Annotated in this window: 8 protein-coding genes and 1 pseudogene; 1 reads left to right on the top strand and 8 read right to left on the bottom strand. The window is 71.9% G+C overall.

The window, feature by feature from the left end; translation table 11 throughout:
• Positions 1-15: 15 nt before the first annotated feature.
• From WME73_RS39050 to WME73_RS39020, 7 genes and pseudogenes are all read right to left on the bottom strand, one after another.
• Positions 16-912, bottom strand: a complete 897-nt coding sequence (locus WME73_RS39050; RefSeq protein WP_437912914.1) for a Uma2 family endonuclease — start codon at positions 910-912, stop codon at positions 16-18.
• A gap of 124 nt (positions 913-1036) precedes the next feature.
• Positions 1037-2296 (bottom strand): hypothetical protein, encoded by a 1260-nt coding sequence (locus WME73_RS39045; protein ID WP_437741359.1) that lies wholly within the window; start codon positions 2294-2296, stop codon positions 1037-1039.
• Positions 2293-6609 (bottom strand): VIT domain-containing protein, encoded by a 4317-nt coding sequence (locus tag WME73_RS39040; protein ID WP_437912913.1) that lies wholly within the window; start codon positions 6607-6609, stop codon positions 2293-2295. The genes WME73_RS39045 and WME73_RS39040 overlap by 4 nt, the downstream gene beginning before the upstream one ends.
• Before the next feature lie 504 nt (positions 6610-7113).
• Entirely contained in the window at positions 7114-8358 is a 1245-nt protein-coding gene (locus WME73_RS39035; protein ID WP_437741357.1) for a serine hydrolase domain-containing protein, read from the bottom strand.
• A gap of 214 nt (positions 8359-8572) precedes the next feature.
• Positions 8573-8842: pseudogene (locus tag WME73_RS39030) on the bottom strand (ATP-binding cassette domain-containing protein); the annotation flags it as partial.
• Positions 8842-9219: a DUF1048 domain-containing protein gene (locus WME73_RS39025; RefSeq protein WP_437741356.1), complete on the bottom strand. Its 378-nt coding sequence runs from the start codon at positions 9217-9219 to the stop codon at positions 8842-8844. The gene WME73_RS39025 and the pseudogene WME73_RS39030, both read right to left, overlap by 1 nt.
• Complete coding sequence (locus WME73_RS39020) at positions 9203-9532, bottom strand: PadR family transcriptional regulator (RefSeq protein WP_437741355.1); 330 nt, start codon at positions 9530-9532, stop codon at positions 9203-9205. The genes WME73_RS39025 and WME73_RS39020 overlap by 17 nt, the downstream gene beginning before the upstream one ends.
• A 394-nt stretch (positions 9533-9926) precedes the next feature.
• Between WME73_RS39020 and WME73_RS39015 the strand changes: the two genes are divergently transcribed.
• Positions 9927-10133: a hypothetical protein gene (locus WME73_RS39015; protein WP_437912912.1), complete on the top strand. Its 207-nt coding sequence runs from the start codon at positions 9927-9929 to the stop codon at positions 10131-10133.
• 109 nt (positions 10134-10242) lie between these two features.
• On the opposite strand, the gene WME73_RS39010 is transcribed toward WME73_RS39015, so the two are convergent.
• Entirely contained in the window at positions 10243-11748 is a 1506-nt protein-coding gene (locus WME73_RS39010; protein WP_437912911.1) for a carboxypeptidase regulatory-like domain-containing protein, read from the bottom strand.
• Between the last annotated feature and the right edge of the window lie 940 nt (positions 11749-12688).

Genomic DNA, 12688 nt, shown 5'->3' with positions numbered 1-12688 from the left:
TCGCCGGCCAGGCGCTCAGCGGGACTTGAGCCGCTCGATCTCCGCGCGCGCCTGCGCCAGCTGCTTCTCTGTCTCCTCGCGCAGGCGCTGCTCCTCCTCGCGCAGGCGCTGCTCCTCCTCGCGCAGGCGCCGCTCCTCCTCGCGCAGGCGCCGCTCCCTGTCGAGCTCTGCGGCCAGCTCCTCGGCGACGCGCTGCGCTTCCTCCTGGTGGGAGATGACCTGATCGAGCATCCCGCCAAGGCGGGCGATCCTCTCATCGGCGTCCTCGAGAAGGGCGTTGCCCGCGAAGAAGCGGAGGCGCGTGCCGTCGAGCAGCAGATCGAGGCCGAGCACCTCGGAGGCGAACCGGCCAGCCTGAGGCACGATGCGCTGGTAGGCGCGCGGGCGTGACGGGTCGCTCTCCTCGGCGGCGGGCAGCCTGTAGGCGTGCAGGCGCAGGCGGGCGCGGTCGAAGAGGAAGTACTCGTGGATGCCGAGCCGGGCGTAGCGGTCGACGTTGAGCTGGTGATCCTTCGTGCGGCTGCCGGCCACGTGGACCTCGATCACGAGATCGAGCCCCTTGCCCTCGTGGTCGACCACCCACCGCATGCGCTCGTGCGGCTCGACGTCGATCACGGCGAGCAGGTCGGGCGCGAACCGCGGCTCGCCGGGGTAGAAGACGGCGAGCTCGGAAGAGAGATAGATCTTGCGGGCGGTGCGGCGGAAGAAGCCGTCCAGGGCGTCGAGCGCGTCGCGCTTCGCCTTGCGGTGCGGGTCTCCCTCGGGAGGCATGAGCTCCAGCGGGACCTCGGCGGGGAGCATATCGACGACGCGCGCGCGCTCGGCCGGGGTCATCCGCGCCCACTGCTCGCTCGTCGGCGCGCGCGGGTCCGCAGGGTCGAAGAGATAGCCGGTAGGGAGGGCCTGAACCACACGCGAAGCCTAGCTCAACCCACCTCGCTCGGGGAGGCTCCCAGGGCGCCGGGCGCCAAGGTGACCCGTTACGGCCAGGCATCGTTTTGCGTGTGATTTTCAGGGGCGGCCGTCGCTCATCGCCTCAGCGGAGCTCGCGCAGCGCTGCGATGAGCTCCGCCAGCGACGTCGCGTCGCTCCGATCGAGCGCCACCGAGCCCGCGGCGAGCGCCTCGGCGAGCGCGCGCGAGCCCCCGGCCTCCGGCGCGGCGGCGGCGACGGCCGACTCGGCGCGCGCTATCTCCGTCACGAGCGCGCCGATCGCCCCCGGGTCGATCGCAGCCGCCCTCGCCGTCGCGGAGAGCGCGCCCGCCGCGCTCTCGACCTGCTCGACAGAGGCGCGCGCCGAAGCGTGGAGCTCCGCCAGGCGCAGCCGCTCGAGCAGCGCGCCGTAGGCCGACTCCATCGCGGCGAGCTCGCGCAACGCGAGCGCCGCCGGGCCCTCCGCTCCCTCTGGGCCGGTCGCGCCGTCTTCGCCGGGCGCACCGGGCGCGCCCGGCGCGCGCCGCTCCGCGATCTCCACGACCTCGGCGCGCGCCGCCCGCACCTCGCCGAGGAACGCCTCGATCGACGCCGCCGCCGGCGCGAGCGCGCCCGCGCCCAGGGTCGCGAGCGCCTGCGTCGCCTCGCGCGGCCGCCGCCGCAGCAGCCGCCGGAGCGGCGCGTTGCACGCGATCCGCAGCGCCGCGGCCTCCGCGGCGGCGAGCACCCGCTGGCCCATCGACAGCTTCAGCGCGGCCTCGTCGCACGCGCGCGCGAGGTCCTCGGCGAGCGCGCTCGCCTCCGGTCGCTCCTCCGATGGCGGCGCGTCCTGCGCGCCGGCGCGCTTCGCCTCGAGCGCGGCGCGCGCGCCGGTCAGCGCGCCCACCGCGGCGCGCAGCCGCGCGACGGCGTCGTCGGCCGCCGCCGTCTCGGCGGCGAGGTCGTCTCCCTCGGCGTACGCGCGCTGGCTCGCCGCGAGCAGCCGGCGCCGCTCGTCGCCGGCCCGCAGCGCCGCGGCGCTCCGGCGGGCCCGCGCCGCCCCGAGCGCAGCCGCGGCGCGGGCGCCGAAGGTCCACGCGCACGCCGCGGTCGCCCCGAGCGCGGCCGCGGCGGCGATCCCCACGGCGGCCGTCGGGACGGCCGCGCCCGCGCCCGCGCCCACGCGCAGCCCGACCATCCCGGCCGCGAGCGCGCACGCCGCCGCGCCCGTGCCGACCGCGCGCGCGCCGCGCTGGCGGGGCGCGGCCTCGAGCGCCGTCACGCCGAGGTAGGCCACCGAGCCGAGCGCCGCGAGCAGCAGGACGAGCGCCAGCGGCGACGTCAGCGTGACGAGGAGCCAGCCGAGCAGCGAGACGTCGATCATGGCAGCGCGCCGCTCGCCAGCGCGACCTCCCGGTCCTTCGCGCCGATCGACCCCGCCGCGCTCGTCACCTGGAACGACGCCCCGTCCCACACGATCGTCGTCACCACGAAGCGCACGTCCCTCCCCGGCGGATCGCTGCGGAACCGGACGCGCCACTCGAGGCGCGCGAGCTCCGAGGCGGGCAGCTGCACCGCCGCGAGCCCGACCGCCGGCGCGAAGGTGCCGTCGCCGAGCGCCGCGTCCACCTGGCCGTCCCGCGCCGCGAGGGCGAGCTCCGCGGCGTAGTCCTCCCAGAGCACGACGCGCAGCGCCCCGGGGCCGCTGAAGAGCTGGAGCTCCTTCAGCTTGCGGGCGAGGCTCTCGGCCTCGGCGCCGGCCGCCGGCGCCGCGCCGCCGCCCCCGGCGAGCAGCCGGCCGATGCGCGCCGCCGACAGGAGCCGCGCCCAGGCGCGCGGATCGTCGGGCCCCGGCGTGCCCTCCGCGGCGGCGACCTTGCGCTGGATGCGGAGCGCCTCGTCGACGCGCCCGCTGCCCGCGGCCGCCGCGGCGAGCCGCAGCCAGCCCTGGGGCTCGGCCGGCGCGAGGTCCGTGAGCGTCGTGTACTGGCGGTACGCCGCCGCGTACCAGCCGTGCCGGAGGTAGACGTCGCCGAGCATCGCGCGCGACGCGGGGCTCGTCGGATCGAACTCGACGACCTCCGAGTACGTGCGCAGCGCGTCCGCCTCGAAGCCGCTCGACGCGAGCACGTCGCCGAGATCGAGCGTGAGCGCCGGGCTCATGAAGCCGCGGTCGCGCAGCCGCCGCCCGTAGGCGAGCGCCTCGTCCTTCCGGCCCGCCTCCGCGAGCAGGCGCACCCGCCGGATCTCCCCCTCCGGATCGTCGGGCCGGTCGGTGAGCGCCTGCCGCACCAGCGCGAGCCGCTCGTCCACCGCCGGGAGCGCCGCGAGCCGCTCGTCGAGGAGCGCCCAGCTGGCCCTGGGATCGACGCCCCCGAAGAGCGTGCGCCGCACCGCCGCGGAGATCGCGGGGTCCACGCTCCGCCTGAGGAGCGCGTGCGCGATGAACCGCTGCGCCTCGGGCTCGCCGGCGAACCGGGCGAGCAGCGCCTCGGCGCCGCCCTCGGTGGACACCCTCGCCTGGAGGAGCGAGAGGAGCGCGGCCCTCGATCGCCAGTCCGGCAGCTCGCAGGTCGTGAGCGCGCCCTCGTAGCGCGCGATGAGCTGCTCCGCCGTCGTGGCGCGGGCGAGGCGCTTCGACCAGACGACGATGCGCTCGGCGAGCGGCCGCCGCGCGGCGTCGCTGCACGGCGCCATCGCGACCTGCGGGCGCCTCGGCGGCGGGGAGGTCCGGGAAGCGGGGCGCACCGCCGCGGGCGCTGTCTTGCGGGCCTTCTCCAGGCGCGGGATGGCGTCGGACGGCGTGATCGCACCGCCGCCGCCCGTCGCGCGCTTGAAGCCGGTCGAGCCGATCGTGGCGAGCTCGGACGGCTTGTCGGCCGCCGGTGCGCTCATGGGCGCAGCCGGTGGGCGGGGGGCGGCCGGCTGGTTCGCCGCGGCCTCCTGCTTCTGCCGCAGGGGCTCTTGCTCCGCCTCCTCGGCCGGGCGCGCCGCCTCGGGCGCAGGGGGCGGGGCCGCCAGCGTGGCGCCGGGCGCGGCGACATCTCCCTTGAGGCTCTGGCCCCGCTCGTTGCCCTGCTCCGCGATCGCCGGCGCCATCGCCGGCGCTGGCGCCGCCGCCTGCGCCCTCGCGCCGTAGCCGCCTTCTTTCGCCGAGCTCTCCTCGTAGGCCGCGCTCGGCTCGCTCCTCGAGCACCCGGCGGCGACGGCCGCGGAGGGCGGCGCGAGCAGCGCCGCGAGCTCGCGCTCTCGCCGGGGCGTGAGCGCCGTCAGCCGCTCGCCCCGGAGCGGCGAGCGCCGCCGCCGGATCCCCTGGTTCACGTAGGCCTGCTCGCTCTCGAGCGCCAGCGTGCTCGTGAACGGCGTGATCAGCCCGTAGTCGAGGCCGAGCTCGACCACCTTGCCCCGGTGCGCCTCGATGTCGTCGCCGTCCGCGAGCAGCCGCCGCATCTTCTCGGCCGCCCAGAAGCGCGGCACCAGCGCCGCGCCGACGCCCCGATCGAGCGCGATGGGGTGCTCGCGGGTGTACTCCTTCCCGGCGAGCCGCCCCTTCACGATCGCCTTCGTGGGCAGCGCGTGGTGCGTGCGCGCGAGCAGCACCACCTCCTCGCCGCGCGACACCTTGCCGCTCGCGGTGAGCATCGGCTCGTCGAGCCCTGCGCCGAGGTCGATCGCGAGATCGGTGATGGTCGGCGTCTTGATCGCGCCGGCGAGGCGCAGCACCTCGGACGTCGAGCCCTCGGCCTCGTCGATCCGGAACGCCTGTCCTCCCCCGGCGCGCGCGAGCTCGCGGAGCAGCGCGTGGTTCGAGTTCTCGCCGACGCCGACGGTGAAGAAGCGCGCGCGCGAGCCCGTGAGCGAGCGCCGGAGCCGCTCCGCGAGGCGCGCGCCCGTCACCTCGCCGCTCGTCGCGAGCCCGTCGCCGATGTAGATGACCGCCGGCTGCTCCTTGCCGTGCACCCGCCCGAGCGCCGACTCGAACAGCGCGCCGAGGTCGGTCGCGCCCCCCGTCGCGTGCTCGGCCAGCCGCGTGAGCGCGGCGGAGATCTCCTTGTCCGACGCCTCGGCCAGCCCGTCCTTCGGGTGCAGGACGGCCGGCGCCGAGTCGAGCGCGATCAGCGCGAAGTGGTCCGACGGCGACATCGCCCGCAGGATCGCCTCGGCGGCCGCCGCCTTCTGCTGCCGCGCCGACTCGTCGGCCGACGCCGACGTGTCCACCACGACGACCAGGTCGGCGGGCAGCTCCGCGAGCTCGGCCCAGTCCACGTCGGGCACGTACCTGGCCATCACGTAGTCCGCGCGGTCCTCGCCCGCGGCGAAGCGCGACACCCGCAGCGGCGACGGCTTCACCTTGACGGAGGCCTCGAGCTGGAAATCCGCGCGCGGCTCGTAGCCGCTCCGCCGCATGCTCACCCGCCGCCCGCCGTCCTCGATCACCGCGTCGGCGAGCGTCGCGATCTGCAGCCCCTGGCCGGCCTGGCCGAGATCCACGGACAGGGAGAACTCGCCGATCTGCACGGGCTCGCTCGCGCGCATCGGATAAACGTAAGCAAGCTTACCTGATGGCGCGCTGAGCATCTCCACGTAGCGCAGCACGACGCGCCGGGAGCCGCTGGCGGGCACGGGGAAGATGCGGGCGCGGTAGCTGTGCCCGTCGACCCACTCGAGCAGGGCCGGCTCGTGGCCGGTCTGCACGGCGGTCTGGTACCGCTGCGCCGCTTCCTTCCGCTCGATGACCTCGCCCTCGACGAGCACGCCGTTGGTCTCCACGGCGAACGAGCTCACGATCGCCCGCTCGGGCACGGTGAACCAGTACCAGCCCTCGACCTGGCGTCCGCCCGGGTTCGAGAAGGTCTGGTCCACCTCGGTCTCGGCGATGCCGTCGCGCAGGACGGCCCGCACGGCTTGCCGGCTGATCTCGAGCGTGCGCGCCTGCGTCCCGGGGGCGCCCTGCAGGTCGACGCCGTAGATCCGGCCGGATCCGCTGCCTTCGCCTGCGAGCGGCCGGTGGTCGCCCATGCCTCCGGTCCAGTCCTCCCAGTAGGCGAGCGGCGCCACCTTGGGCGCGGCGCCGCCGGCGACCGTCGCCTGCTCCCCTGCGTGCACCTCGACGCGCCCGCCGGGGGCCGAGACGACGGCGAGCCCGCGCGCCACGTACACGCTCACGGCGTCGCCCGAGCGCCTCATCGACAGGCCGGCGTCGGCCGCCGAGACGTTGACGTCCCCGAGCGCGTGCGAGAGCCCGCCGCGCCCTTCTGGCGGCGCGTCGAGCCAGACCTCGCCCTGGGCGATCGAGAGCCCCTCTGCGCGGAGCGCGATCTCCGAGTCTGCCCGGAGGAACACCGCCGAGCCGTCGGCGAGCCGGACGAGCGCCCGCGCGCCCTTTCCGGTCGCGAGCTTCGCCCCGACCGGGACCGGGATCCCGGACACCACCGTCGACTTCCTTTCGCCCTGAGCGTTCGCCGCGAGCGTGACCTCCCCCGAGGACAGCTCGAGCCGCGCGCCGATGGCGCTGGTCTTCTCGGGCTTCGTCTCGTGGGTCAAGACGAGCGCTGTCACGCTGGCGGCGAGCGCGAGCGCCCCGAGCGCGAGCCGGAAGCGCAGGCCGCGCCTGCGGCGCGCAAGCTCGGCCCCCGCCCTCGCTGCGCCCTCTTCTGCCGGCGTATCGGCCGGCTCTACCTGTTCGTGCGACGACATCCAAGACCTCCTCGCCGCGGTGGCCCACGCCCCCGGGAGCCCAGCGCGGGGCCGCATGCAGACGTCTCATGCCCCCCCGGCGATCTACCCATGCGATCGCGCTGGTCATCGTAACGGGAAAGCGCGGAGGAAGCGTAGCCCCAAGCCGGAGCGGGACGGCGAGCGGCGCTCATCCGGCTGCCGCCTGGCGTGGGGACGAGCTTCGAGCCGCCCTGACGCCAAGAGAAGAGGAGAGGAGAAGAAGATTGGAACGCCAAGGCGCCAAGACGCCACGAGAAGAGAAAAAAAGTTCGTGAAGGCGCCAGAAGAAGATTTGACCGACAGCGCGCCAACGGAGCGAAGGAGGAAAAACACCAGCTTGACGGACGCGCCCCCGGTGCGACATCGGCAAGCCAAGAGGTCATCCTTTCTACAGGGCCACCTCAAAACCCAGCCGGCACCGTTCCTTCGTCGAGCGTACCAGTTCCTCGAGAACGTCATGAAGTTCTGTACGTGAGGCCTCCGTCACCCGAGGCAGGCCGCGACCGCCGCGGCCAGGTTCGACGCTCGCGGTTCGCCGATCCGGAATGACCAGAGGTTCATGACGTAGCCGAAGCCGACACCGGCATCGGGGTCGGCGAAGCCGACCGATCCGCCGGAGCCGGGGTGGCCGAACGACCCGGGCCCGGCCCAGGGCATCGGCGGGCAGGCCCGCCAGAACCCGAGCGCCATGTAGAAGGAGCGGTCGGCTGGAACGTCCAGTCCTGGCGGCAGTCCGTTCATCTTCGTCTTGTCGGTCTGGACGACGGTCATCTTCTCGACCGTCGCCGGATTCAGTAGCTGCACGCCGTCGACCTTGCTCACCGTGGCCGCATACATCCGCGCCAGCGATCGAGCGTTCGTGAACATGTTCCCAAAGGGGAGCTCAGCAGCGCGGAAGGCACGCGTGTTCATGTAGTCGCTGGCGGGATCGAAGGCGCCGCCGAGCTGGCCGGCGCGGGCTTGCACGGAGTCCGGGCCCCACACGGCGTTCATCCAGGCGATGACCGTGTCCCTATCGAGGCCGGTGGTCTCGATCATCCCGGCGGTCATCTCCTCCAGCGTGAACGGAGCGGCGTACTCGATCCGCGCCACCCGTCCCTCTTGCTCCTCGGGCAGCCCGATCCAGGCGCTCAGTCCGAGCGGGGCAGCGACCTCGTCGGCGAAGAAGGTGCCGAGCGACTTGCCGGTGATCCGCCGCACGACCTCTCCGACCAGGAACCCGAAGGTCATGCTGTGGTAGACGTGCTCCGTGCCCGGCTGCCACAGCGGCTTCTGCGCCTCGAGTGCCCGGATGACCGGATGCCAGGCGCAGGCGTCCTCGAATGTCAGCGGACCATCGACGACCGGCAGACCGGCCTGGTGTGAGAGCAGCCAGCGCACCGGGATATGCTCCTTGCCGGCAGCGCCGAACTCCGGCCAGTACTGGACCACCGGAGCGTCCAGATCGAGCTCGCCGCGCTGTGCCAGCAGATGGGCGCAGATCGCGGTAGCGCCTTTGGTCGTGGAGGCGACCAACGCGATGGTGTCCTCGTCCCACGGACGGTTCGCCTCGCGATCGGCGAGGCCGCCCCACAGGTCGACGACGGGACGGCCGTCCACGTAGACGCAGCACGCCGCGCCGACCTCGCCGGAGCTCCCTTCGAAGTTCCCGCGGAAGGCATCGGCCACCTTCCCCCAGCCGTCCTCGACGTGTCCCTGCACTACTGTCCCGTTTGTCGTGTCCAACATGCTGCACCGCCTTTTCTAGAGGGTCTGAAACGAATCGCATGCGCAGCGCCGCAACGCTTACGGCACTGTGCTTCGCGGGCTGACGTCATAGGTCCGCTGCTGCTCGTATTTCGAGAGAGCGGTGAATCGTGATGTCGCCATAGCCCGTCCGAGCACGGATCTTGACGGCTTCCTCGCTCGGCTCTGGTGCGCTGGCAGCGTGGAGCTCGTTGCGAACGTTCCCGTAGTTCGTGGGAAGCTCCAACCAGGCCGGTACATCCGCAGCCTGCGTGGCGACATCGAAGCCGTTGACGCTGGCAGTCCCGGCGTCGGCCCGCAGCAGCGTGGACAGGATTCTCACGACCGTGGTCTTGCCCGCCCCGTTCGAGCCGAGCAGGGCGAAGATGCTGCCCCGCGCCACGTCGAAGTCCACGCCGCGCAGCACCTCCAGGTCGTTGAACGATTTCTTCAGGCCCTGCACGTGGAGTGCGTGCTGTGTCGTCATCAGACTCCCCTCGCTTCTTCTTCGGCGGCGCGCTCGATGGCGTTGGTCAGCCGTTCCCGCTCCCGGATGATCCACTTACCCTTCGGGTAGTTCCGGACGAACGTCTCGATGAACTCCACGGGGTCTTCCCCGACGATCTGGCGAATCGGAGTCCGGTTCGCCGCGCTCTGTTCGAACAGGTCGACGAGGTCCGCGTAAATCGCAGTCCCGTCGCCCCCCGTCCCGAAGTACATCAGGTACCGCTCCAGCGCATCGACCGCCGTGCGATAGCTCGCGGGAAGTTGTCTCGCGCGCGCCTTGTACTGCCGCCATTGCCCCTTCTCGCCGATCACCTTCGAGATGAACTTTGAGATGAACATGTCATCTGCCTCCTTCATGGAGCTGTTCGAGCCGTTCAGCGAGGAAGCTCCAGGTCCTCCAGAACTCTTCGAGGTATTCCCGCCCCTGAGCGTTGAGCGAGTACACCTTGCGCGGCGGCCCCTTCTCGGACGGGACCTTCTCCACGTCGACGAGGCCGCGCTGCTCGATCCTGACGAGCAGGGCGTAGACGGTGCCCTCGGCGATGTCGGAGAAGCCCTGAGCCCGCAGCCGCGCCGTGATCTCGTAGCCGTACGCGGGCCGCATGGACAGGATCGCGAGGACGATGCCCTCCAGGATTCCCTTAAGCATTTCCGTCATTTGCTTGCCCACGAACAGCTCCTCGAACTACCTAACGTTACTGACTACAAGTACATAGTATCACTGAATAGTGGCGGAGCAAGCCCCAAGTGGTACGCATCCGTCCAAGGCGCTGCTGCCACAAGCTGCACATCACCGCTGATTTGTGGCGCGAGACGCACCCGTTCGACCACGATCACGAGCGCAGGGAGATCCGGTCCGGGGTTGATCGCGCCGACATCCGGCAGCACCTGCTGGTGCGTGCGGGGGCGCGTCCCTGCAGAAGTGAACGACGTCCCTCCAGCCGTTGGCACGGAAAATGCCAACAGGTTTGAGACAGGCCGGACGAGAATCCTATGAGTGGATCGGGTTCCCACGTCGGGTCGCGTGCGGATGCTGCCGTTCGCGGGTGTGAGGGGAGGTTGAGATGAACGAGGATGCGGCGCACCGCCTTTGGGTCCGTGATGGTGGAAAGCGCGCGCATCTTCCGTTCGCATCTCGGGCATCGCAAAGGCGCACGATCGGCGGGCTGCGCGACGTGGAGCCTGCGCGCCGCGCAGCCGAAATGGAGCTCCTCGACGAGCACGACGAGGGTGTGAAGGTGTCGCAGATCCATATCCGAGGAGGATGGTAGACGCGGGCGCCGCGCTCCGGGCCGGCGGACGAGCGCAGGCGACGACGCCGGCGCCGCTCGCGTCGCCCGGGAGGTGCGCGGCCGCTCGCGATGATCGCGCTGAGGACGGTCAGGGGGCGACCGACTCGGATCCTGGCGAGCAGTCCCCCGCGAGGGTGCTGCAGCTGAGCCGGTTCTGCATGAAGCTCACCCGCCGCGGGATCTCGACCTCCTTGACGAAATTCGAGAGGACGCCGGTGCCGTCGGGGCCGGGGGTCGCGAACGGCGCCACATGATAGAAGGTGGCGAGCTGCTGGGTCTCGGCGTTATGGCACCCGTTGCAGGTCTGCCCGGCGAACGCGTGGCGCAGCGGCTCGTCCGCGCCGGGGAAGACCCATTTCGTGGCGGAAGGCACGATGTTGCCCTCCGCCTCGCCGCCGAGGAACGAGGGGTCGAGCGGCGTCGCGCCGGCGATGATCCCGGTGCGGTTCGCGAGCAGGAAGGCATCGAGGCCGGCGTCGCCGTTGAGCTGCTGGTCCGGCGTCTGGGCGGTCTCCACGAGCCGAAGGAAGGCCTGGTAGCCGGTCGGCTCGGGGACGAGGTGGAACTCCCGCCACGACCAGGGAGCGCCCATGAGGTCTTCGCTCGTGCGGAGCTGGGCGAGCGCGCTCGCGTTGGGGTTGCCCATCGTGCTGCGCTCGGCGCCGCGCTGCGTGAAGAGATCCGTGATCTCCTGGAGCTCCTGGTTGTACTGGGCGCCGAAGGCGTGCTGCCCGAGCGCGTGGAAGCGGGCAATCCAGCTGTGCCGGTCCGGCGCGATCGAGTTGGTCGGCAGGCGGTACTCGAAGATCACCGTCATTCCACCGATGAAGTGATTCGGCGGAACGATGCCGAACACGAAGCGCGCCTCGCCGCTGCCGCTCGCGTGCAGGTCGGTCCGGTTGAAGATGCCGAGGAGCCGGAACGGCGCCTGCGCGACGTCGAGCTTGCCGTCCGGCCGCGTCGGCCAGAGGTTCAGTAGCGAGAGCGTCCCCCGGTTCGTCGTGGGATAGCCGTTGATCGTCAGCGGCTGGAAGCCCTCCAGCCACTCCGCCACGAAATCCGCAGGATCGACGCCGCTCGGGGTCATCTGCTCGATCAGGTACCGGAAGCTCCAGGGCCCGCCCGTCGCGTTCGAGGTGCGCGCGTCCTGCGTGACCGACGGATCGACGATCGCGATCTCCTTGTAAGGATCGAGGGCCGGGCCCGCGCCGCAGGCGCCGGCGCAGGTGAAGCTCTGGATCCGATCGGCCGTGACGCTGCCGAGGTTGACCGAGCTCGGCGTGATCGTCGCGCCCGGCTTGGACGGGGTGAGCGTGTACGTGCCCGCGGGCAAGCCGGTGAAGAGGAAGTTGCCGTGGCTGTCGGTGACGGCCTGCGCGCTCGCAGCGCCGCTGAGCTGGACGATGACGCCGCTCATCCCTGCATTCGAGGTGTCGTTGCCGACGTGCCCCGCGATCGCGACGGCGCCGTTCAACGCAGCCTCGGCGATGTCCAAGGATGGCTGCTCCTCGAGCGGCTCGACTCCGCAGGACGAAAGGACAAGGGCAGAGAGCGCGAGCAGGCGAGAGGGCAAGGGGCGTAACCTGGTTTTCATCGACAAGGATCCTTTCACGACAGGTGGAACGGGCGCGCGGCCGTGCTCGCCCGATCTTGGGCCTCTAAGAAGGTCGGAGCCCCGGTCCGTCAAGAGGTTTTACATTACTTCACAGGCTTTCCACGAGGCGGAGCGCCTGCGCGGCGTCTTCTCGGCGCCGGAGCACGTGATTTCCGGCGGACGCGCGCGCCGCGCCGGATAGGAAACGGTAGAACTCTCGCCCGAGTCAAGCCCCGCGGGGACGGCGCCGGGCGAGCCGTCGTTCGCCCATCCGAACACCCGCTTGCCCCGTCGCAGGGCCGGCGCGCCGTGCTCCGGGCGCAGCTGTGCCTCGACGACCGCGGCGAGCGCTCGCCATGACGGGCTCGGGCGGTGTGCCCAGCTATGCGGCGTCGAGCCCGAACGCCATCGGTTCCCACGTTGGGTCGCGTGCGGGTGCTGCCGTTCGCGGGTGTGAGGGGAGGTTGAGATGAACGAGGATGCGGCGCACGGCCTTTGGGTCCGTGATCGTGGAAAGCGCGCGCATCTTCCGTTCGCATCTCGGGCATCGCAAAGCATCGAACCCGAAGGTGCGTTTCATGAGCAAGGCCCACTCGACGTAGCGCGACGTCGCGAACAACTCCCCGTCGAACGGCCGCCCCCAGTGCAAGACCGAGATCAGGGTCGGCTCAACTCGCACCGTGGGCTCGGCATGCGCGAGGCGGCCATCGCCCCCGGGAGCCCAGCGCGGGGCCGCATGCAGACGTCCCATGCCCCCAGGCGACCTACCGAAGCGATCGCGCTGGTCATCGTAACGGGAAAGCGCGCAGGAAGCGTAGCCCCAAGCCGGAGCGGGATGGCGAGCGGCGTTCACCCGGCTGCAGCCTGGCGTGGGGACGAGCTGCGAGCCGCCCAGACGCCAAGAGAAGAGGAGAGGAAGATTTGAACGCCAAGACGCCAC

Source organism: Sorangium sp. So ce302 (assembly GCF_051530145.1).
Taxonomy (GTDB): domain Bacteria; phylum Myxococcota_A; class Polyangia; order Polyangiales; family Polyangiaceae; genus Sorangium; species Sorangium cellulosum_B.
This window is presented reverse-complemented; position numbering and strand designations above follow the sequence as displayed.